General features: G+C 66.9%; 21 protein-coding genes. 7 read left to right on the plus strand and 14 right to left on the minus strand.

From position 1 onward, the window contains the following. Positions 1-270 (plus strand): oxidative damage protection protein, encoded by a 270-nt coding sequence (locus AC5P88_RS08180; protein WP_014036808.1) that lies wholly within the window; start codon positions 1-3, stop codon positions 268-270. Between the two features lie 67 nt (positions 271-337). Here the strand turns inward: AC5P88_RS08180 and AC5P88_RS08185 are convergent, their stop codons facing one another. From AC5P88_RS08185 to AC5P88_RS08230, 10 genes are all read right to left on the minus strand, one after another. After that, positions 338-787 carry a DUF6491 family protein gene (locus AC5P88_RS08185; RefSeq protein WP_106550790.1) on the minus strand — a complete coding sequence of 150 codons (450 nt, stop codon included), beginning with the start codon at positions 785-787 and terminating at the stop codon, positions 338-340. A 140-nt stretch (positions 788-927) separates the two neighbouring features. Next, positions 928-1,641 carry a lipoprotein-releasing ABC transporter ATP-binding protein LolD gene (gene lolD, locus AC5P88_RS08190; RefSeq protein WP_111110819.1) on the minus strand — a complete coding sequence of 238 codons (714 nt, stop codon included), beginning with the start codon at positions 1,639-1,641 and terminating at the stop codon, positions 928-930. Continuing rightward, positions 1,634-2,875, minus strand: a complete 1,242-nt coding sequence (locus AC5P88_RS08195; RefSeq protein WP_049427320.1) for a lipoprotein-releasing ABC transporter permease subunit — start codon at positions 2,873-2,875, stop codon at positions 1,634-1,636. The genes lolD and AC5P88_RS08195 overlap by 8 nt, the downstream gene beginning before the upstream one ends. Before the next feature lie 23 nt (positions 2,876-2,898). Further along, on the minus strand, positions 2,899-3,348 hold the full coding sequence (locus tag AC5P88_RS08200) for a hypothetical protein (RefSeq protein ID WP_495224784.1): 450 nt from the start codon (positions 3,346-3,348) through the stop codon (positions 2,899-2,901). Next, positions 3,299-3,547, minus strand: a complete 249-nt coding sequence (locus AC5P88_RS08205) for an FAD assembly factor SdhE (protein ID WP_005409080.1) — start codon at positions 3,545-3,547, stop codon at positions 3,299-3,301. Before AC5P88_RS08205 ends, AC5P88_RS08200 begins: the two co-directional genes overlap by 50 nt. A 98-nt stretch (positions 3,548-3,645) precedes the next feature. Next, positions 3,646-4,431 (minus strand): succinate dehydrogenase iron-sulfur subunit, encoded by a 786-nt coding sequence (locus tag AC5P88_RS08210; RefSeq protein WP_005409079.1) that lies wholly within the window; start codon positions 4,429-4,431, stop codon positions 3,646-3,648. Between the two features lie 66 nt (positions 4,432-4,497). Then, a complete protein-coding gene (sdhA, locus tag AC5P88_RS08215; protein WP_164139248.1) occupies positions 4,498-6,288 on the minus strand; it encodes a succinate dehydrogenase flavoprotein subunit in 1,791 nt (596 codons plus the stop codon). A gap of 31 nt (positions 6,289-6,319) precedes the next feature. After that, the gene (gene sdhD / locus AC5P88_RS08220; RefSeq protein WP_099554226.1) at positions 6,320-6,706 is read right to left on the minus strand and encodes a succinate dehydrogenase, hydrophobic membrane anchor protein; all 387 of its coding nucleotides are present in this window, start codon (positions 6,704-6,706) and stop codon (positions 6,320-6,322) included. Next, positions 6,703-7,095 (minus strand): succinate dehydrogenase, cytochrome b556 subunit, encoded by a 393-nt coding sequence (gene sdhC / locus AC5P88_RS08225; protein WP_099554228.1) that lies wholly within the window; start codon positions 7,093-7,095, stop codon positions 6,703-6,705. Before sdhC ends, sdhD begins: the two co-directional genes overlap by 4 nt. Before the next feature lie 56 nt (positions 7,096-7,151). Then, positions 7,152-7,322, minus strand: coding sequence for a DUF1674 domain-containing protein (locus tag AC5P88_RS08230; RefSeq protein ID WP_005409075.1), 171 nt, complete (start codon positions 7,320-7,322; stop codon positions 7,152-7,154). Between the two features lie 39 nt (positions 7,323-7,361). Here AC5P88_RS08230 and ygfZ point away from each other — a divergent pair, with 39 nt between their 5' ends. Further along, positions 7,362-8,243 (plus strand): CAF17-like 4Fe-4S cluster assembly/insertion protein YgfZ, encoded by an 882-nt coding sequence (gene ygfZ, locus AC5P88_RS08235; protein ID WP_495224785.1) that lies wholly within the window; start codon positions 7,362-7,364, stop codon positions 8,241-8,243. A gap of 143 nt (positions 8,244-8,386) precedes the next feature. Here ygfZ and AC5P88_RS08240 read toward each other — a convergent pair whose 3' ends face one another. Further along, a complete protein-coding gene (locus AC5P88_RS08240; RefSeq protein WP_106550786.1) occupies positions 8,387-9,469 on the minus strand; it encodes an ABC transporter ATP-binding protein in 1,083 nt (360 codons plus the stop codon). Positions 9,470-9,821: 352 nt separating this feature from the next. On the opposite strand from AC5P88_RS08240, the gene zwf reads away from it, so the two are divergent. From zwf to eda, 5 genes are all read left to right on the plus strand, one after another. Then, a complete protein-coding gene (gene zwf / locus AC5P88_RS08245; RefSeq protein ID WP_106550785.1) occupies positions 9,822-11,258 on the plus strand; it encodes a glucose-6-phosphate dehydrogenase in 1,437 nt (478 codons plus the stop codon). Further along, positions 11,255-12,262 (plus strand): glucokinase, encoded by a 1,008-nt coding sequence (glk, locus tag AC5P88_RS08250; protein WP_495224786.1) that lies wholly within the window; start codon positions 11,255-11,257, stop codon positions 12,260-12,262. The genes zwf and glk overlap by 4 nt, the downstream gene beginning before the upstream one ends. After that, complete coding sequence (pgl, locus tag AC5P88_RS08255) at positions 12,259-12,981, plus strand: 6-phosphogluconolactonase (protein WP_106550784.1); 723 nt, start codon at positions 12,259-12,261, stop codon at positions 12,979-12,981. The genes glk and pgl overlap by 4 nt, the downstream gene beginning before the upstream one ends. A 57-nt stretch (positions 12,982-13,038) precedes the next feature. Then, a complete protein-coding gene (gene edd, locus AC5P88_RS08260) occupies positions 13,039-14,955 on the plus strand; it encodes a phosphogluconate dehydratase (RefSeq protein WP_111110829.1) in 1,917 nt (638 codons plus the stop codon). 237 nt (positions 14,956-15,192) lie between these two features. Beyond that, on the plus strand, positions 15,193-15,852 hold the full coding sequence (eda, locus tag AC5P88_RS08265) for a bifunctional 4-hydroxy-2-oxoglutarate aldolase/2-dehydro-3-deoxy-phosphogluconate aldolase (RefSeq protein WP_049429315.1): 660 nt from the start codon (positions 15,193-15,195) through the stop codon (positions 15,850-15,852). A 300-nt stretch (positions 15,853-16,152) separates the two neighbouring features. On the opposite strand, the gene AC5P88_RS08270 is transcribed toward eda, so the two are convergent. The 3 genes from AC5P88_RS08270 to ispG all read right to left on the minus strand — a co-directional run bounded on the left by AC5P88_RS08270 (position 16,153) and on the right by ispG (position 18,996). Further along, a complete protein-coding gene (locus AC5P88_RS08270) occupies positions 16,153-16,800 on the minus strand; it encodes a response regulator (RefSeq protein WP_005409067.1) in 648 nt (215 codons plus the stop codon). Between the two features lie 200 nt (positions 16,801-17,000). Next, positions 17,001-17,750 (minus strand): phosphatase PAP2 family protein, encoded by a 750-nt coding sequence (locus AC5P88_RS08275; protein WP_106550781.1) that lies wholly within the window; start codon positions 17,748-17,750, stop codon positions 17,001-17,003. Further along, entirely contained in the window at positions 17,731-18,996 is a 1,266-nt protein-coding gene (ispG, locus tag AC5P88_RS08280; RefSeq protein ID WP_106550780.1) for a flavodoxin-dependent (E)-4-hydroxy-3-methylbut-2-enyl-diphosphate synthase, read from the minus strand. The genes AC5P88_RS08275 and ispG overlap by 20 nt, the downstream gene beginning before the upstream one ends. Positions 18,997-19,100: the final 104 nt, after the last annotated feature.

A 19,100-nucleotide genomic window follows, 5' to 3' on the forward strand; every position in this document is an offset into this window, starting at 1 on the left:
ATGCCCCGAACCGTCTTCTGCCAGTACGAACAACGCGATGCCGAGGGCCTGGACTTCGTGCCCTACCCCGGCGAGCTGGGCCAGCGCATCTTCAACAACATCGGCAAGCAGGCCTGGGCCGCATGGCTGGCGCACCAGACCATGCTGATCAACGAGAACCGGCTGTCGCCGCGCACGCCGGAGCATCGCGCGTTCCTTGAAGGCGAGCTGGTCAAGTTCCTGTTCGAGAAGGACGCGGAAAAGCCGGCTGGCTTCACTCCGGAAGCCTGATCTCGAGATAGCGCCGGGCCATGCCCGGCGTTCCCGATTCCGCCGGGCATGGCCCGGCGCTACCTCTCTATTTCGCGGCTTCCTCGCGCTCCTGCACCTGCGCCTGGCGCAGCTCCTGTTCGGAGGTGCGCAGTGCCTTCACGTCCAGCTTGCGGATGCTGTCGATGAAGCACGGCATGCGTGGGCCGCCGGTGGGGTCGCGCACCAGCACCTTGTCGAAGCGCGACGACACGCGGCCCATCTGGCTGGTCAGGCCGATGGCGGTGGCATACGGCAGGTCCTGGCAGGGGCCTCTCAACTCCAGCAGATAAGCCTCGCTGGGCCGGGTCCACACCGCCAGCGCGCTGTCACCCAGTTCGGTCCAGCCATTGAGGCTGCCGAAGAACTGCATGTCATTCTGTGGCGCGCCCGCATGGGCGCGGTACAGGGCCAGTTTTTCAGTGCTGCTGATCCGACCGGTGGTGGCACAGGCGGCCAGGGCCAAGCAGAGGCCGGCCAGCAGAAGCGGGGTCTTCATGGCGATCTCCTCGGGGAACTGCCGCCATCATGCGCCTGGCCTGGCAACGCCGGCGCGACGACCGGCATCCCCATTCAGCCGCTGGTCGGCGGCTTCCCTGGTCGACCAGGGTCGGCCTCTACCAAAGCGGGCACAGCGACTCAGACGTCGGCATGGGCCAGTGCGTGCAGGCGCCCTTCGCGCAGCTCCAGCACCCGGTCCAGGCGACGCGCCAGGCTGCGGTCGTGGGTGACCAGCACCAGGCTGGTGTGACGTGCGCGGTTGAGCTCCAGCATCAGCTCGAACACGGTGCCGGCAGTGCGGTCATCCAGGTTGCCGGTCGGCTCGTCACCCAGCACGCAGGCCGGATGATTGACCAGTGCACGAGCTACGGCGGCACGCTGGCGCTCACCACCGGACAGTTCGCCCGGCTTGTGATCCAGGCGGTGGCCCAGGCCGACCGCTTCCAGCAGCGTGGTGGCGCGGCTGCTCGCCTCGGCCACGGCGGTACCGGCAAGCAGCACCGGCATCATCACGTTTTCCAGCGCGGTGAACTCCGGCAGCAGGTGATGGAACTGGTAGACGAAACCCAGTGCCTGGTTGCGCAGCAGGCCACGCGCGGTGTCCGACAGCGCCGACATGCGCTGGCCGGTCACATAGACCTCGCCGGCGGTCGGAATGTCCAGGCCGCCCAGCAGGTGCAGCAGCGTGCTCTTGCCGGCGCCGGAGGCACCGATGATCGCCACCGTCTCGCCGGCGGTCACGGTCAGGTCCAGGCCATCGAACACCGGGGTCTGCATGCGTCCTTCGGCGTAGGTCTTGCCCAGTGCTTCGGCGCGGACTACTTCATCGCCGCGGTTGAAGACCTTATTCATAACGCAGGGCCTCCGCCGGCTGGGTGCGTGCTGCCCGCCAGGCGGGGTACAGGGTGGCCAGGAAGCTCATCAGCAGTGCGACCACGGTGATCGCCACCACGTCGCCGGTCTGCATGTCGGTCGGCAGGCCGGTGATGTAGTAGACATCCTCCGGCATCAGCTTGACGTTGAACACGCTCTCGATGGCGCCGAGGATGCGCTCCAGGTTGAGTGTGAGGGTGATGCCACCGATCAGGCCGGCCAGCGTGCCGAAGATGCCGATCAGCGAGCCCTGCACCATGAACACCTGCATCACGCCGCCCGGGGTGAGGCCGAGGGTGCGCAGGATGGCGATGTCGGCCTGCTTGTCGGTCACCAGCATCACCTGCGAGGAGACCAGGTTGAAGGCACCCATGGCGATGATCAGCGACAGCAGGATGCCCATCACCACCTTCTCCATGCGCAGCGAGTGATAGAGGTTGGCATTCTGCTGGGTCCAGTCGCTCACCCGGTAGGCACCACCGAGGTTCTGCGCCAGATCCACGCCCACTTCCAACGAACGGTCCATGTCGTGCAGTTTCAGGCGCACGCCGGTGGCGCCGTCGCTGCGCAGTACGCGCTCCAGGTCCTGCATGTTGGCGAAGCCCACGCCACGGTCGACTTCGTTGTAACCGGCCTCGAAGATGCCGCTGACGGTGAAGCGTTTCATCCGTGGCACCGCGCCGGCAGGCGTGCCCTGCACTTCTGCAAAGGTCACCAGCACCTGGTCGCCCACGTCCACGCCCAGCCAGATCGCCAGCTCCTTGCCCAGCAGTACGTTGAAGCTGCCTGGCTTGAGGCTGTCATAGCTGCCCTTGGTGATCTTCTTGTCGATCACCGACACCTTCGGCTCCAGCGCCGGATCGATGCCCTGGATGATCGCGCCCTGCACGCGTGGGCCGCTGATCATCGACTGGATCTCGATGTACGGCGCGGCACCGGCCACGCGCGGATCCTTGTTGGCCACGTCGACCACCCGCATCCAGTCCGGCATCGGCTCGCCGTCGCGGCTGATGGTGGTGTGCGCGGTCATCTGCAGCAGGCGGCTGCGGATTTCCTTCTGGAAACCGCTCATCACCGCCAGGGTGGTGATCAGCACCGTGACGCCGAGCGCGATGCCCAGGATCGATGCCATCGAGATGAAGGAGATGAAGCCGTTGCGGCGCTTGGCGCGCAGGTAGCGCAGGCCGATGGCCACGGGGATGGGTTTGAACATGCAGGCACGCCGGTCAATTCAGCTTATGGTGCCATCGACCGGGGCCGACGGGAAACGCTGCGTGCGGCGACGGCCAGTCGCAGTTCACGTCGCTGCCCGGAATCGAGCACATCCGGCCAGAACAGCAGGCGCCGGCGGCGCCGATCCTCACGCCAGAGCAACAGCAGCCAGGGGCCGCGCACCACCAGTTGCGGCGCCTCCACCTCCTTCCCCGCCACCTGCAGCGGCTCGGGTGGCGCCGGCAGAAGCACCTGCACGCGCGGCCTGCGCTGACGCCAGGCCAGTTCGGTCACGCCAATGGCCCAGGCCAGCAGTACCGCGGGCATCAGCAGGCGCGGCGGCAGGTCCGATGCGCGCGGCAGCCAGGGTGCGGCCAGCAGCACCGCCAGCTGGGCGGAGGCCTGCAGCCGTGAGGGCCGCCACTCAAGGCTTGAGGGCGAGGATCTTCTGCATGAGGGGGATCGCGTGCGCATGCGGGCAGGCCTCATAGCCCATGAACCAGCGCCACAACTTATCGTCCTCGCAGTCGAGCAGGAACAGGAAAACCTCGCGCTCTTCGGTCGGCGCAGTGCTCCATTCGTGGTCGAGGTAGCGGCCGAACAGCTGGTCCAGCTCGCGCATGCCGCGGCGGCAGCGCCAGCGCAGCTTCTTCAGCAGAACGTCTTCTTCCATCGTGTTTCTCCAGATACAGCAAAGCCACGCATGGCGTGGCTCTACTGAGGTGGCGCAGCCACGCATGGCGTGGCTCTACCAGGTACAGCCGGACCGTATCAGGCGCGGCGTTCCATCATCAGCTTCTTGATCTCGGCGATCGCCAACGCCGGGTTCAGGCCCTTCGGGCAGGTCCGGGCGCAGTTCATGATGGTGTGGCAGCGGTACAGCTTGAACGGATCTTCCAGATCGTCCAGGCGCGCACCGGTGTCCTCATCGCGCGAGTCGATGATCCAGCGGTAGGCCTGCAGCAGGATCGCCGGGCCCAGGTAACGCTCGCCGTTCCACCAGTAGCTCGGGCAGCTGGTCGAGCAGCAGGCGCACAGGATGCACTCGTACAGGCCGTCCAGCTTCTTGCGGTCTTCCGGCGACTGCAGGCGCTCACGGTCCGGCGGTGCCGGGGTCTGGGTGCGGATCCACGGCTTGATCGAGGCGTACTGCGCGTAGAAGTGGGTCAGGTCCGGAACCAGATCCTTGACCACGTTCATGTGCGGCAGCGGGTAGATCGGCACTTCCTTCTTGCCGCAGTCCGAGATGGCTCGGGTGCAGGCCAGGGTGTTGGTGCCGTCGATGTTCATCGCGCACGAACCACAGATACCTTCGCGGCAGGAGCGGCGGAAGGTCAGGGTCGGGTCGATCTCGTTCTTGATCTTGATCAGGGCGTCCAGGACCATTGGGCCACAGGCGTCCAGATCGACTTCATAGGTGTCGGTGCGCGGGTTGCTGTCGTCGTCCGGACTCCAGCGGTAGATCTTGAAGGTGCGCACGTTCTTGCCGCCGTTCTTGACGGGGAAGTGCTTGCCCTTCGTGATCTTGGAATTCTTGGGGAGTGAAAACTCGGCCATGGCTGCTCTCGTTGGCTCAGGCGGCCCGCGCCCTTGGGCGCGGATTGCATGGTAGGCGGGGTCGGATCAGTACACGCGCGGCTTCGGCGGCACCACGGACACGTCGTCGGTCAACGTGTACATGTGCACCGGACGGTAGTCGAAGCTGCACTTGCCCTTCTCGTCGACGCTGACCAGGGTGTGCTTCTGCCAGTTGACGTCGTCGCGGTCCGGATAGTCCTCGTGCGCATGCGCGCCGCGGCTTTCCTTGCGCTGTTCGGCCGAGTTGATCGTCGCCACCGCGTTGAGCAGCAGGTTGTTCAGCTCGTAGGTCTCGATCAGGTCCGAGTTCCAGACCAGCGAACGGTCGGAGACCTTCACGTCCTGGAACGAGTCGAAGATCTTGTCCATCTTCTCGCAGCCTTCCTTCAGCGTCTGGCTGGTGCGGAAGACCGCCGCGTCGGCCTGCATGGTGCGCTGCATGCGATCGCGGATGACCGAGGTCGGGGTATCGCCGTTGGCGTGGCGCAGCTTGTCCAGCAGGCCCAGCGCCTTGTCGCAGGCATCGGCCGGCAGCGGCTTGTGCGCCGCGCCCGGCTTGATGGTCTCGGCGCAGCGGTTGGCCACCGCGCGACCGAACACCACCAGGTCCAGCAGCGAGTTCGAGCCCAGGCGGTTGGCGCCGTGCACCGACACGCAGGCCGCTTCGCCGATGGCGTACAGGCCCGGCACCACGGCATTGTCGTTGTCGCCGACCCGCTGCACCACTTCACCGTGGTAGTTGGTCGGGATGCCGCCCATGTTGTAGTGCACGGTCGGAATGACCGGAATCGGCTGCTTGTGCACGTCGACGCCAGCGAAGATGCGGGCGCTCTCGGCGATGCCCGGCAGCTTGTCGTCGATCACGCCCGGGCCGAGGTGGGTCAGGTCGAGCAGGATGTGATCCTTGTGCTCGCCGACGCCGCGGCCTTCGCGGATCTCGATGGTCATCGAACGGCTGACCACGTCGCGCGAGGCCAGATCCTTGTAATGCGGTGCGTAACGCTCCATGAAGCGCTCGCCACTGCTGTTGCGCAGGATGCCGCCTTCACCGCGGACACCCTCGGTGATCAGGCAGCCGGCGCCGTAGATGCCGGTCGGGTGGAACTGCACGAACTCCATGTCCTGCATGGCCAGGCCGGCACGCATGGCCAGGCCGCCACCGTCACCGGTGCAGGTGTGCGCCGAGGTGGCGCTGAAGTAGGCACGGCCATAGCCGCCGGTAGCCAGCACCACGCCCTGGGCGCGGAACAGGTGCAGGGTGCCGTCGGACATGTCCAGGGCCAGCACACCGCGGCAGGCGCCTTCGTCATCGAAGATCAGGTCGAGCGCGAAGTACTCGATCATGAAGCGCGCATCGTGCTTCAGCGACTGCTGGTACAGGGTGTGCAGCATCGCGTGGCCGGTACGGTCGGCCGCCGCGCAGGTACGCTGCGCCGCCGGGCCTTCGCCGTACTTGGTGGTCATGCCGCCGAACGGGCGCTGGTAGATCTTGCCTTCGGCGGTACGCGAGAACGGCACGCCGTAATGTTCGAGCTCGATGATGGCCGGAATGGCCTCACGGCACATGTATTCGATGGCGTCCTGGTCGCCCAGCCAGTCCGAACCCTTGATGGTGTCGAAGAAGTGGTAACGCCAGTCGTCCTCGCCCATGTTGGCGAGTGCGGCCGAGATACCGCCCTGGGCGGCAACGGTGTGCGAACGGGTCGGGAAGACCTTGGTCAGGCACACGGTCTGCAGGCCCTTGGCGGCCAGGCCGAACGTGGCGCGCAGGCCGGCGCCGCCGGCGCCGACCACGACCATGTCGTACTTGTGTTCGGTAATCTTGTAAGCGGACATCTAGTCTGGATTCCTGTCTTGGCGCCTGGGCTCAGGCAACGCCGAGGGCGATGCGGCCCACCGCAAACACACTGACGATCATGCCGAGCACGGCGACGAACTTCACCGCGGTCTGCAGCACCAGGGCCAGCAGCGATTCGTGGATGTAGTCTTCCAGCACGACCTGCAGGCCGAGCTGCGCGTGCCAGAACATGGCGATCAGCAGGCCGATCAGCGGCACCGCGTTCCACGGCTTGGCGATCGCGGCGGTGGCGGTCGCGTAATCCGAGCCCAGCAGGCCCAGCACGAACACGAGGAACCAGATGCCCAGCACCACCAGCGCGGCAGCGGTCAGACGCTGATGCACGAAGTGCTCGGTGCCGGTCTTGGCCGAACCCAGGCCACGCACGCTCTTCAGCGGGGTACGGAACTTGCTCATGCGGCACCTCCGAACATCACATAGGCCCACACGGCCAGGGTGATCGCCAGGCTGCCGATGACCGACATCCAGCTGCTGCGGATGAAGGTGGCGATGCGGAAGCCGATGGCGAAGTCCTGCACGATGTGGCGGATGCCATTGCACAGGTGGTAGGCGAACGACCATGTCCACGCGAACAGGAACACGCGGCCATACCAGGCCCCGGCGTGGCCGGTGAAGCAGTTCCAGGACTCGGGCCCCATCATCAGGGCCAGCAGGCCGGCGGCGATGATGAGGGCACCAACAGACAGAAAGACGCCAGTGGCTCGATGCAGGATCGAGGTGGCCATCTGAATCTGCCAGCGATACACCTGAAGGTGCGGGGAAAGTGGGCGTTGTCTGGTCGCCATTCGCTGGGCTCGTTGTCTCGGCTGGGCGGCACACGGCCGCGTTGGCTCAATGCTGATCAGAAATCGATGCAGCGTCCGTTTTTCTCCCAATCGCCATACCGCACCGGATCAAGTCCGCCGCGGCCGCCGAATTCCTCTGCTTTTTCCTGTTCCACGGGCACGGGTGCCGCGGGGACCAGCGGGGCTTCAGATTCGTCGTCGGGAGTGGGGGTTGTTTGGCCTATCATGTTCGGTCTCGCAACGCACAAATTTTAGACCTCGTTCACGTGCCTGACAACCTGCCCCCTGCTTTCGTCGGATATCCGCGCCTGCCCGGCCACCAGCTGCTGAGCCTGCAGGGTGTGGATGCGGCCGTTTTCGCCCACGCCCAGTTCAGCAGCGACGTCACCGCCCTGCCCCTGCTGCACTGGCAGTGGAGTGCCTGGCTGAGCGCCAAGGGCCGCACCCTGGCGGTGTTCCAGCTGCTTCGGCTGGCCGAGGACCACGTGATGCTGGTGCTGGCCGACGGCGACGGCGATGCCGATGCGATTGCGTCGCAACTGCAGCGCTTCGTGTTCCGTCGCAAGGTGAAGGTGCTGGTACGCAGCGATCTGTGCGTGGCCGGCGCGTTCACCGCGCCCGAGGCCGCCAGCGGCGCCGCAATTGCGCACGCTGCCGGTGACGGCTGGGAACTGGACCTGGGCAGCGATGCCCTGCCGCGCACCCTGCGCATCGGCGCTGCTGATGCCTTTGCCGCCGGCAGCGAAACCGATGAGGCCGCTTTCGCCCTGGCCTGGCGCCAGGCCGACCTGCGCTACGGCCTGCCACGGCTTGAGCAGAGCCAGCGCGAGGTGTGGACCCCGCAGCAGCTGGGGCTGGATCGCCTGAACGGCTACAGCGTGAAGAAGGGCTGCTATCCGGGCCAGGAAATCGTCGCCCGCACCCACTTCCTCGGCAAGGCCAAGCGCGCGGTGCAGCTGCTTCAGACCGCGGCACCGGCGCAGGCCGGCGATGGCGTGCAGCAGGACGGCGCCGCGCTGGGGACGATTGCCAGCGTAGCTGGTGACCTGGCGCTGGCGGTGTTGCCGCTGGAGGCCGGCGACGCCGAGCTGCAGGTGGGTGGCGCCGTGGCGCAGCGCGTGCCGTTGATGGATGGGTTGGCGCGCTGAGGTTCACGCCGGGCAGGGCCCGGCGCTACCGCTTCATCCACGCATGGCGTGGATCTACTGATTCCGGCCCCTTGGCCGGGTGGGTGCGGACCGTTGGTCCGCACTGCAACGAAGCAGCCGAGCGTGGGCTCGGCTCTACAGGATCAGAGGCGTTCGCCGGTTTCCGGGCTGAAGAAATGCAGGCCCTGCGGGTGGATCGCCACGCGGATATCCTCGCCCACGGCCGGCAGCGACTGCGGCGCCACGCGCATGGTCAGCGCATTCTGGCCACTGCTGAGGTTGACGAAGATTTCGTTGCCGACCGGTTCGATGCCTTCGATGCGCGCGCTGAACGCATGCGCATCATCAGCGCCCGCCGGCTGCAGGTGCTCCGGGCGCACGCCCACCGCGATCGGCTTCTGCAGCCACGCCGGATCGATCGTGGCCTGGCCCAGCGGTGCACGCCAGTCGCCGTCGACCACGGTCACGCCACCGGCATCGCCCTGCAACGTGCCGCGCAGCACGTTCATCGCCGGGCTGCCGAGGAAGCCGGCCACGAACAGGTTGGCCGGGCGGTCGTACAGCGCCATCGGCGTATCGATCTGCTGGATGATGCCGTCCTTCAGCACCACGATGCGCTGGCCCAGGGTCATCGCTTCCACCTGATCGTGCGTCACGTAGATCATGGTGGTGCCCAGCTTGCGGTGCAGCTGCGCGATTTCGGTGCGCACACTGTGGCGCAGCTTGGCATCGAGGTTGGACAGCGGCTCGTCCAGCAGGAACACCGCCGGCTCGCGCACCAGCGCACGGCCCAGCGCAACACGCTGGCGCTGGCCACCGGACATCGCCTTGGGCAGCTTGTCCATCATCTCGGTCAGGCCCAGCGTCTGCGCCGCCTCGGCGATGCGCTTGTCGATGGTGGCCTTGTCATGGCCGCGCAGCTTCAGGCCGAAGGCCAGGTTCTCGGCCACGGTCATGTGCGGGTACAGCGCGTAGCTCTGGAAGACCATGGCGATGTCGCGGTCCTTCGGCGCCACGTCGTTGACCACGCGGTCGCCGATGCTCAGCGTGCCGCCGCTGATCTCCTCCAGGCCGGCCACCATCCGCAGCAGGGTCGACTTGCCACAGCCGGACGGACCGACCAGCACCATCAGCTCGCCATCGGCGACCTCGAAGGTGGCGTCCTTCACCGCGACCTGGCCGTTGTCATAGACCTTGCGCACACCCTGCAACTGCACTTTTGCCATATCACCTATCCGGTCCGCCCGAAGCCGGGCTGTCTTTTGGGACTGCCTCGGCCCTCCCGATGGCAGTGATGATTGCGCGCTTGCCGCATGACGGCGAGCACTGCAATCGAATACAGTTGCCCATTCTGCCATGTAAACGTTTTCACGTGGCACTATCCGATGATCGGTGCGCACCGATCTGCGTCGGCGGTGGAACGAAGCTTCCGCCGGGGCAGTGGTTTCGAATGGAACGGCCTTCCGATGCCCGGAAGAACGCCCCTGACGAACCTCGGACAGGCAGTTGCGCGGATGTCCCCCGAACCCAGCCATGAAGCGATTGACAACGATGTCACCCGGATCTGAAACTCGAGCGATGCACGACACCCTCTTCCTGTTCGGTGCCACAGGTGATCTGGCCCAGCGCTACCTGTTCCCTTCGCTGCTTCGCCTGCTTGGCGACGGCCTGCTGCCGGAGGACTTCCGCATCCGTGCGCTGGCCCTGTCCGGGCATGACACCGAAGCCTTCCATGACATCCTGCGCCCGCGCCTGCAGCAGGCCATGCCGATGGCCTCGCAGGACGACATCAACGGCCTGCTGCGCCGCATCGACTACCGTTCGGTCGACCTGCGCGACGTCGACTCGGTCGCCGCCGCGGTTTCCGACCTGGTGCACCGCAAGTGCGTCAGCTACCTGGCCATTCCGCCGGGCCTGTACATCTCCACCTGCGAAGGCCTGGCCAAGGGCGGCGCCCTCGCCGCGCCGGCGCGCCTGATGCTGGAAAAGCCGATCGGCAGCGACAGCGAGAGCGCCGAGGAGATCATCTCCACCATCGGCCAGTGGATCGACGAGGACCGCGTGTTCCGCCTCGACCACTACCTGGGCAAGGCGGCGGTGCAGAACCTGATCGCACTGCGCTTCGGCAACACGCTGCTGGAAGCGGTGTGGAACCGCAACTACATCGAATCGGTGCACATCCTGGTGGCCGAGAGTGAAGGCGTGGATGGCCGCGATGCCTATTACGCCCGTTCCGGTGCGCTGCGCGACATGGTGCAGAGCCATATCCTGCAGCTGCTGTGCATGGTGGCGATGGAGCCGCCTGCCTCGCTGGAAGCCGACCGCATCCGCGACGAGAAGGTCAAGGTGCTGCGCGCGCTGCGTCCGCTCGATGCCAAGCACGCCGCGCGTGACAGCATCCGCGGCCGCTACACCGCCGGCACCATCAATGGCCAGCCGGCGCAGGCCTATCAGCCGCCGGAAGGCAGCGACGTGGAAACCTTCGCCGGTGTCACCGCGCACATCGACAACTGGCGCTGGAGCGGCGTGCCGTTCCACCTGGTCACCGGCAAGCGCCTGCCCGAGCGCACCACCCGCGTGGTGGTCACGCTGAAGCCGGTCACCCACTGGCTGTTCGAGCGCCCGCAACGTGCACAGGCCGCACCGAACCGCCTGGTGTTCCAGCTGCAGCCGCAGGAGAACATCGAACTGGGCCTGATGAGCAGCCTGGCCGGCCCGGAATGGGGGGCGCTGGAACTGCATCCGCTGGAACTGGAACTGTCGGTGCCGACCGGCCTGCACCGCCGCATCGCCTACGAACGCCTGTTCCTGGACGCCTTCAACGGCAACCATACGCTGTTCGTGCGCGACGACGAGGTACGTGCCGCCTGGGCCTGGATCGACAGCGTGGCTGACGCATGGAAAGAGGCCAAGCTGCCGCTCGAACCCTACCCCGCTGGCCAGTGGGGCCCGAGCAACGCAACGGAGTTCCTGCCGCAGGGCGTGGACGCACCGGACAGCGGAGCCTCGGCATGAGTGCCAGCTCGCAGCCGGTGCTGGTCGCCGACATCGGTGGCACCAACGCCCGCTTCGCCCTGGCCGACACCTCGCTGGACGCGCCATTGCTGAAGGAGAGCATCCGCGAATATGCAGTGGCCGAATTCCCGTCGCTCGGCGATGCGGCCCGCCACCACCTTGAGCAGATCGGCGCTGTCGCCAGCCGCGGCGTGTTCGCGGTGGCCGGCCGCGTCGATGGCGATGAAGCCCGCATCACCAACCATCCGTGGGTGATCTCGCGAAGCCGCACCGCAGCGATGCTGGGTTTCAACGAACTGCACCTGATCAACGACTTCGCCGCGCAGGCGATGGCGATCTCGCTGTTGCAACCCGATGACGTGGTCCAGGTCGGCGGTGCCGCCTGGGTGCCGGGCAAGCCGGGCCAGCCGCGCAACTACGCGGTGATCGGGCCGGGTACCGGCCTCGGTGTCGGTGGCCTGATCCTGCGCCACGGCCGCTGCTATCCGCTGGAAACCGAAGGCGGCCATGTCAGCTTCCCACCGGGTACTCCGGAAGAGATCCGCATCCTGGAGATCCTGTCCGAGCAGTTCGGCCGCGTCTCCAACGAGCGGCTGATCTGCGGCCCCGGCCTGGTCAACATCCATCGCGCGGTGTGCGAGATGGCCGGCATCGACCCGGGCCAGCTGCAACCGGTGGACGTGACCGCCCGTGCCCTGCATGGCGATCCGCAGGCAATGCGCACCGTCGATGTGTTCTGCGCAGTGTTCGGCGCCATTGCCGGCGACCTGGTACTGACCCAGGGCGCCTGGGACGGCGTGTTCCTCACCGGCGGACTGACCCCGAAGATGCTCGATTCACTGCAGCACTCCGGGTTCCGCCAGCGCTTCGAACACAAGGGGCGGTTCTCTTCGATCATGGCGCGGGTGCCGTCGCTGGCCGTGATGCACCCCCACGCCGGGCTGCTGGGCGCCGCCGCCTATGCCGCCGACGCCGAACGTGACGCACCAGGAGTTGCCGCATGAGCCCCACCTTCCACGACGATCGCATCGAGTTCATCCACCACGGCGACGCCGATGGCTGGATCGAAGCGGTGGCCGCCGAGATGGCGCAGACCCTCAACCACGACATCAATGAAGTAGGCCGTGCGCGCATCCTGCTGTCCGGTGGCACCACGCCAGCGCCGGTGTACCAGGCCCTGGCCGAACTGGACGTGCACTGGGACCGCGTGGAGGTGAGCCTGGCCGACGAGCGCTGGCTGTCGCCGCAGGATCGCGACAGCAACGCCTGGCTGGTCCGCGAGCACCTGCTCAAGCGCGCCGAAGGCGCCCACTTCGATCCGCTGGTACGGATCGGCAAGCCGCTGCCGGAATGCGTCTATACCGCCAACCTGCAGGCCCAGCACAGCCAGCCGCCGAGCCTGGTGGCACTTGGCATGGGCAACGACGGCCACACCGCCTCGCTGTTCCCGGGTTCGAAGGACCTGGCCCGTGCACTGGAAAGCACCCTGCCCTACGCAGCGCTGGATGCCACCGGCTGCCCGGGCGCGAACCAGTGGCCGCTGCGCATCACGCTGACGCCGCATGGCCTGCGCCAGTGCCGCCAGCGCCTGTTGCTGCTGCGCGGCAAGCAGAAGCTGCAGGTGCTGCGCCAGGCGCTGGACAGCAATGACGCCCAGCAGTACCCGATCCTCAATGCGATCAACCTGGAAGGCGCGCGCCTGCGCGTCCACTGGGCTGATTGATGTCGGCGGCGGCGCATGCCGCCGCTTGCCTCTCGCCACCACGAACGCCGGTAGCCAATGAGCCTCCATCCGCAACTGCAAGCCATCACTGAGCGCGTCATCCGCCGCAGCGCCGCCTCGCGCGCTGCCTACCTGGCCGCGATCGACGCCTCCCTGCGCGAGGGCCCGTTCCGCAGCCGCCTGAGCTGCGGCAACCTCGCCCACGGATTCGCCGCCTGCGGCGGCACCGACAAGAGCCGCCTGCGCGGTGGCGTGACGCCGAACCTGGGCATCATCACCGCCTACAACGACATGCTGTCGGCGCACCAGCCGTTCGAGACCTATCCCGAGCAGATCCGCGGGATCGCCCGCGAGCTGGGCGCCACCGCACAGGTGGCCGGCGGCGTGCCGGCGATGTGCGACGGTGTCACCCAGGGCCGTGGCGGCATGGAACTGTCGCTGTTCTCGCGCGATGTGATCGCACAGGCGACCGCGATCGGGCTCAGCCATGACATGTTCGACACCACCGTCTACCTCGGCGTGTGCGACAAGATCGTGCCCGGCCTGCTGATCGGTGCACTGGCCTTCGGCCACCTGCCGGCGGTGTTCGTGCCGGCCGGCCCGATGACCCCGGGCATCCCGAACAAGCAGAAGGCGGAAGTGCGCGAGCGTTATGCCGCCGGCGAAGCCACCCGCGAAGAGCTGCTGGAAGCCGAGTCCGCCTCGTACCACGGCGCCGGCACCTGCACCTTCTACGGCACCGCCAACTCGAACCAGGTGCTGCTGGAAGCGATGGGCGTGCAGCTGCCGGGCGCGTCGTTCGTCAATCCGGGCACGCCGCTGCGCGATGCACTCACCCGCGAAGCGACCGAACGTGCGCTGGACATCACCGCGCTGGGCGATGACTTCCGTCCGCTGGGCCGGATCATCGACGAGCGCGCGATCATCAACGCGGTCATCGCGCTGATGGCCACCGGCGGTTCGACCAACCACACCATCCATTGGATCGCGGTGGCACGTGCCGCCGGCATCGTGCTGACCTGGGACGACTTCGACGAGCTGTCGCAGCTGATTCCGCTGCTGGCCCGCGTCTATCCGAACGGCGACGCCGACGTGAACCGTTTCGCTGCGGCCGGCGGCCCGGCGTTCGTGTTCGGTGAGCTGATCAAGGCCGGCCTGATGCACGGCGACCTGGTCAGCGTGGCGCGCGGCGGCATGGCCGACTACGCGCGCGAACCGCAGCTGCGCGACGGCCAGCTGGTCTATCTGCCGGGCCTGGAACACAGCGCCGATGACGAGGTCGTGCGTGGTGTCGACAACCCGTTCGAACACCAGGGCGGCCTGCGCCTGCTGCGCGGCAATCTGGGCAAGTCGCTGATCAAGCTGTCGGCGGTGAAACCGCAGTACCGCACGATCGAAGCACCGGCAGTGGTGGTGGATGCACCGCAGGTGTTGAACAAGCTGCACGCCGGTGGCCTGCTGCCGCAGGACTTCGTGGCGGTCGTGCGTTACCAGGGCCCGCGTGCCAACGGCATGCCCGAACTGCATTCGCTGGCGCCGTTGCTGGGCCTGCTGCAGAACCAGGGCCGGCGTGTGGCGCTGGTCACCGACGGCCGCCTGTCCGGTGCCTCGGGCAAGATTCCGGCGGCCATCCATGTGACGCCGGAAGCGGCGCGCGGTGGCCCGCTGGCCAAGGTGCGCGAGGGCGACATGATCCGCCTGGACGGTGAAGCTGGCACGCTGGAAGTGCTGGTGGATGCGGCCGAATGGGCCGCACGTTCGCTGGCACCGAACACCGCGCCGGCCGCGCATGACCTGGGCCGCAATCTGTTCGCGATCAACCGTCGCGTGGTGGGTCCGGCGGACCAGGGGGCGATCTCGATTTCGTGCGGGCCGGCGGCGGCCGATGGCGGGCCGTGGGATTACGACGCGGAGTATGAGCTGGGGCACGATGCGGCCGCGGCGGCGGCGCCGCATGAGGCGAAGGACGCCTGAGGGTTGAAGAGCGCTGCGGGTGTGCGTTGGCGGTGAGTGTCCTGGTTGAGGCGGCGGGTAGCCCCCACCAGGACACGCCGTAAACCCATCCATGGGGGCTCGGTCGCGGCATCCGTGCCGCTCACGGTCCTGGCGGGGGCTACCCGCCGCCTCAGCACAGTTTCCCGGCGCCCTCGCGCCGCGAAGTGGTCACTGAAAACCAAATTCAAAAGCAGAAGCAAAGGCAGAAGCAGAGCTATGGGTATCGAACAACATCAGGTGAAGGCGGCGGAGCTGTTGCATGCGGCGGGCATCCTGCCGGTGGTGACGATTCATACGCTGGACCAGGCGCGGGCGGTCAGTGCGGCGCTGCTGGAAGGTGGGCTGCCAGCGATCGAGCTGACGCTGCGGACGCCGGTGGCGATGGAAGCGCTGGCGATGCTCAAGCGTGAGCTGCCGGATGTGGTGGTGGGCGCGGGCACGGTGCTGACCGTGGAGCAGATGCAGCAGTCCATCGACGCGGGTGCGGATTTCCTGGTGACCCCGGGTACACCGCCGGCGCTGGCCGATGCACTGGCCGCTGCGCCGCTGCCGGTGGTGCCGGGTGCGGCCACGCCAACCGAGCTGCTGTCGCTCTACGCGCGCGGCTTCCGCGTGTGCAAGCTGTTCCCGGCCACGGCCGTGGGCGGGCTGGCAATGATCAAGGGCCTGGCCGGCCCGGTCGCCGACCTCAAGCTGTGCCCGACCGGTGGCATCACCGAAAACACCGCTGCCGAGTACCTTGAGCAGAAGAACGTGGTCTGCATCGGTGGTTCGTGGATGGTGCCGGGCAACTGGATCGCCGACGGCGAATGGGACAAGGTGCGCGCCAGCGCCGCCGACGCCGCGAAGATCATCAAGCGCGTCCGCGGCCACTGACAAGAGGATCGGGGTCAGAGCCCTTTCCGTCGGGAAAGGGATCCGACCCCAAGCTACGAGCGCGCGCAGCGCGCGACCCGCTCCTGCTCTTCCTTCTTCATTCCGCGGTGGACGCGCACGGAAACTGTCCGTGGCCGGGCGGATGGGTTGTGCAGGGGCGTGAGCCGCATGGATGCGGCGACCGAGCTTACAGGGACGTACTTGCAGCGCCCCCTGCACAGCCTATCCGCCCGGCCCCCCCCCCCCCAGAATCCAACCGCACCGCACACCGCGAGGGGCTCAGCCGTTGGCCGAAACCCGTTACAGCGGCCGCGCCGGATCCACCAACCCGTACTGGCTCGCCATCCGCGCCAACGCGATGTTGTCGTGAATCCCCATCTTCTCGAACAACCGCGCCTTGTGAGTATTCACCGTCTTCGCACTCAGGCTCAGGCGCCGCGCGATATCTTCCTGGCGCAGGCCCTGGGTCAGCAGCAGCGCCACCTCAAGCTCGCGCGGCGACAGGTTGTCGAACGGCGAACCATTGCCTTCCACCGTCGACAGCGCCAGATTCTGCGCGATGCTGGTGCCCAGGTAGCGACGACCGGCCGCCACATCACGCACCGCACGCAGCAGTTCCTGCGCATCGCAACCCTTGCCGATGTAACCGGCCGCGCCGGCTTCGAGCAGGCGCTTGGGCAGCGGGCCGTCTTCCAGTACCGACACGATCACCACGCGGGTATTGCGGTGGCTGCGGACGATGCGCTCGGTCACTTCCATGCCGCTCACGCCCGGCAGATGCAGGTCGCACAGCACCACGTCCGGCAACAGCTGGCGGACCTCGCGCAGTGCGTCCTCACCGGTCTCGGCTTCGCCCACCACCTCGATGTCGGTTTCCCCCGACAGAATCATCTTCATACCGGTGCGGACCAGTGCGTGGTCATCCACCAGGTAGACTCGAATCGTCATTCACGTACCTCTTCGAATGCGGCCATTGCAGGTCAAGCTAGGCAGGGTGCCGATACCCTGCAAGCGCGTCCGGAATGCGGCGCCGACGATCTGCCTTGCGCATCACATAACCGCGCGTTGTGCTTGCCCCCTGTCTTGCAGAACCTGCTGCAACGAAACAACTGATCTATCACGTAGACGTCCCTCAAGGGCCATCCACGTCAAACCCCCTGTGGTGGTGCTTCGCTGGCCTTCGCTGGCGGCGGGCCGTGACGTCGCCAAGGGTGCCGGCGACTGAACATGACCAGATAGCACCCTACCACCCAAACCAGCGCGGCACACCATCCGGCCAGGATGTCGGAGGGGTAATGCACCCCAAGGTAGACCCGCGACACGCTGACCAGCAGGCTGAACGCGGGTGCCAGCATCAGGACCGGCCAGCGCCAGCGGGTGTTCCAGGCCAGCAGCACCAGGGTCACCGCCAGGGTCATCGAGCCCATCGCGTGCCCGCTGGGGAAGCTGAACGTCGATTCCGGCGCAATCGATTCCCACAGGCTGGGGCGCTGGCGCTGGAAGAACTGCTTGCTGCCCATGTTCAGCAGCGCCGATCCCACGAAGCTGACCGCGACGAAGGTCGCCTCGCGCCAGCGCCGGTAGCCCAGCAGCGCGCCGATGATCAGCACGTCGGCCGGGATCAGGAACCACTCGTAGCCCAGTTTCGAGATCAGCACGAAGAAACGGTCCAGCCACGGCGAATGCAGGCCATGCATCTGCCACAGCAGGGGCGCGTCGAAATGGAACGATTCAAACTCGTGCACTTCGTCCGCCAGGGCAACAAAGCCTGCCAACGGCAGCAGTACGCCACCGAACAACAGGACCAGGCGCCAGGCGTTGCGCGCCATCCAGTGGCGGAAGCCGGAGGCGGACTCCGGTGCGGCGAGGATCGCAGGCTTATCCGGCGCTTCGGACATATTTGTGTTCGACGTAATCGTCGATCAGAGCGACGAACTCCTGGGCGATGTTGTCGCCGCGCAGGGTCACCTTTTTCTCGCCATCGACGAATACCGGTGCCGCAGGCGTCTCACCCGTGCCCGGCAGCGAGATGCCGATGTTGGCGTGACGCGACTCGCCCGGCCCGTTGACGATGCAGCCCATCACCGCCAGGGTCATGTTTTCCGCACCCGGGTGGTGGATCTTCCACAGCGGCATCTTCTCGCGCACGTGGTTCTGCACCACCTTGGCCAGCTCCTGGAAGAACTCGGAGGTGGTGCGGCCGCAACCTGGGCAGGCCGTGACCAGCGGCGTGAAGGCACGCTGGCCGGTGGTCTGCAGCAGCTCCTGGGCGACGATCACTTCCTGCGTGCGCGACTGGCCCGGTTCCGGGGTCAGCGAGATGCGGATGGTGTCACCGATGCCTTCCTGCAGCAGCACGCTCAGCGCCGCGGACGATGCAACGATGCCCTTGCTACCGATACCCGCTTCGGTCAGGCCCAGATGCAGGGCGAAGTCGGAGCGCTGGGCCAGGTCGCGGTACACCGCGATCAGCTCCTGCACGCCACTGACCTTGGCCGACAGCACGATGCGATCGCGCGGCAGGCCCAGCTCCACTGCCTGTTCGGCCGAATCCAGCGCCGAGCGGATCAGCGCCTCGCGCAGCACGCGGCCGGCGTCCCAGGGCTGTTCGCGCAGGTTGTTCTCGTCCATCAGCTTCGCCGCCAGGGCCTGGTCCAGCGAGCCCCAGTTGGCGCCGATGCGCACCGGCTTGTTGTAGCGGATCGCGAACTCGATCAGCTGGGCGAACTGCAGATCCTTCTTCTTGCCGAAACCGACATTGCCCGGGTTGATCCGGTACTTGGCCAGTGCTTCGGCACACGCCGGTTCGGCGGTCAGCAGCTGGTGGCCGTTGTAGTGGAAATCGCCGATCAGGGGCACGTCAATGCCCATCATCGCCAGCTTCTCGACGATGCGCGGAATGGCGGCGGCAGCCTCGACGGTGTTGACGGTCAACCGCACCATCTCCGAACCGGCACGCCACAGATCGGCCACCTGCTTCACGCTGGAAGCGACGTCGGAGGTGTCGGTATTGGTCATCGACTGCACCACCACCGGCTTGCCCCCGCCCACGGTGACCCCGCCGATCTGGACGGCATGGGTCTGGCGGCGCGGCCAGGCAGTGGCATCGGAGGGCGGAGTCGGGCGGGTGACGGCGTCGTGCATGGGCGCATTCTACCGCCCGGCCCTGCATTCGGGGTGACTCGCATTCAGCCGGCGGCACGGCTGCGGCCGATTGTCGCAGGCACGTGCACGCGTGAACGCATACG

Source organism: Stenotrophomonas sp. YJH_SMC_8, assembly GCF_059371315.1.

What these genes read in the sequence shown, in the direction of transcription:
- AC5P88_RS08180 (WP_014036808.1), top strand. Translation starts at nt 1, where the DNA reads ATGCCCCGAACCGTCTTCTGCCAGTACGAACAACGCGATGCCGAGGGC.
- AC5P88_RS08185 (WP_106550790.1), bottom strand. Translation starts at nt 787, where the DNA reads ATGAAGACCCCGCTTCTGCTGGCCGGCCTCTGCTTGGCCCTGGCCGCC.
- lolD (WP_111110819.1), bottom strand. Translation starts at nt 1,641, where the DNA reads ATGAATAAGGTCTTCAACCGCGGCGATGAAGTAGTCCGCGCCGAAGCA.
- AC5P88_RS08195 (WP_049427320.1), bottom strand. Translation starts at nt 2,875, where the DNA reads ATGTTCAAACCCATCCCCGTGGCCATCGGCCTGCGCTACCTGCGCGCC.
- AC5P88_RS08200 (WP_495224784.1), bottom strand. Translation starts at nt 3,348, where the DNA reads ATGCGCACGCGATCCCCCTCATGCAGAAGATCCTCGCCCTCAAGCCTT.
- AC5P88_RS08205 (WP_005409080.1), bottom strand. Translation starts at nt 3,547, where the DNA reads ATGGAAGAAGACGTTCTGCTGAAGAAGCTGCGCTGGCGCTGCCGCCGC.
- AC5P88_RS08210 (WP_005409079.1), bottom strand. Translation starts at nt 4,431, where the DNA reads ATGGCCGAGTTTTCACTCCCCAAGAATTCCAAGATCACGAAGGGCAAG.
- sdhA (WP_164139248.1), bottom strand. Translation starts at nt 6,288, where the DNA reads ATGTCCGCTTACAAGATTACCGAACACAAGTACGACATGGTCGTGGTC.
- sdhD (WP_099554226.1), bottom strand. Translation starts at nt 6,706, where the DNA reads ATGAGCAAGTTCCGTACCCCGCTGAAGAGCGTGCGTGGCCTGGGTTCG.
- sdhC (WP_099554228.1), bottom strand. Translation starts at nt 7,095, where the DNA reads ATGGCGACCAGACAACGCCCACTTTCCCCGCACCTTCAGGTGTATCGC.
- AC5P88_RS08230 (WP_005409075.1), bottom strand. Translation starts at nt 7,322, where the DNA reads ATGATAGGCCAAACAACCCCCACTCCCGACGACGAATCTGAAGCCCCG.
- AC5P88_RS08240 (WP_106550786.1), bottom strand. Translation starts at nt 9,469, where the DNA reads ATGGCAAAAGTGCAGTTGCAGGGTGTGCGCAAGGTCTATGACAACGGC.
- zwf (WP_106550785.1), top strand. Translation starts at nt 9,822, where the DNA reads ATGCACGACACCCTCTTCCTGTTCGGTGCCACAGGTGATCTGGCCCAG.
- glk (WP_495224786.1), top strand. Translation starts at nt 11,255, where the DNA reads ATGAGTGCCAGCTCGCAGCCGGTGCTGGTCGCCGACATCGGTGGCACC.
- pgl (WP_106550784.1), top strand. Translation starts at nt 12,259, where the DNA reads ATGAGCCCCACCTTCCACGACGATCGCATCGAGTTCATCCACCACGGC.
- edd (WP_111110829.1), top strand. Translation starts at nt 13,039, where the DNA reads ATGAGCCTCCATCCGCAACTGCAAGCCATCACTGAGCGCGTCATCCGC.
- eda (WP_049429315.1), top strand. Translation starts at nt 15,193, where the DNA reads ATGGGTATCGAACAACATCAGGTGAAGGCGGCGGAGCTGTTGCATGCG.
- AC5P88_RS08270 (WP_005409067.1), bottom strand. Translation starts at nt 16,800, where the DNA reads ATGACGATTCGAGTCTACCTGGTGGATGACCACGCACTGGTCCGCACC.
- AC5P88_RS08275 (WP_106550781.1), bottom strand. Translation starts at nt 17,750, where the DNA reads ATGTCCGAAGCGCCGGATAAGCCTGCGATCCTCGCCGCACCGGAGTCC.
- ispG (WP_106550780.1), bottom strand. Translation starts at nt 18,996, where the DNA reads ATGCACGACGCCGTCACCCGCCCGACTCCGCCCTCCGATGCCACTGCC.